The 622-nt window shown below is 64.8% G+C and carries 1 protein-coding gene; it reads right to left on the bottom strand.

The window, feature by feature from the left end; translation table 11 throughout:
• The coding region (locus WF331_RS29165; RefSeq protein WP_340623572.1) for a toxin VasX at window positions 1–622 on the bottom strand (622 nt) is incomplete at both ends.

Below are 622 nucleotides of genomic sequence, written 5' to 3'. Positions count from 1 at the left end.
GCCAGTTCAGGTGAAGGCGCATCGGCCGGGTACATGCTTTCCAGCGTCTTGTTCAGCAGCATGCCCACCAGGTTGCGATGGTGGAAATCGCGGCTTTGCACGCTCAGTTGCTCGGCATCCAGGCGGTAGCACGCCGGCACGCGTTCCTGCTCGGGAGGTTGCGCGGGTTTTGTGTGTGCCAGTTGCTCGGCGGGCATCAGGTCGCGCATTTGATGCTGGTAGGCCGAGACCGACAGGCTCAGGTCCAGGGCCATGCCTTCGGCGTCGGCGAGTGCTACCACCACCGGTACCTTCGGTTGGGTCCAGGGGTAGTGACGCGCCACGGCGACCAGGTTGCCGATAGGCAAGGTTTCGGTGACCGGGTCGCTGCTCCAGTTCAGCGGCATGCGCCGTTCGGTTGGCTTGAAGTCTTCGACCCAGGTTTGCAGGGCACTGACCGGCAACACATGGGGCTGGGTGGACGGCGCCTGGTTGCCGGCGATCAGTCCGGCCATGTCCAGCGGGCGCATGTACCGTTTGCGCAGGGCTGATGAACCGGTGATGCGGGCGGTCACGGCGTTGGTCCACAGGTGGGGGCTGTAGCCGATCCACACTTCCCTGGCGGTATCGGGGCAGGTATCGG

The organism is Pseudomonas sp. YNh, assembly GCF_037993085.1.
GTDB lineage: Bacteria > Pseudomonadota > Gammaproteobacteria > Pseudomonadales > Pseudomonadaceae > Aquipseudomonas > Aquipseudomonas putida.
The sequence above is the reverse complement of the archived record's forward strand: the minus strand, read 5'-3'. Positions and strand labels throughout refer to the sequence as shown.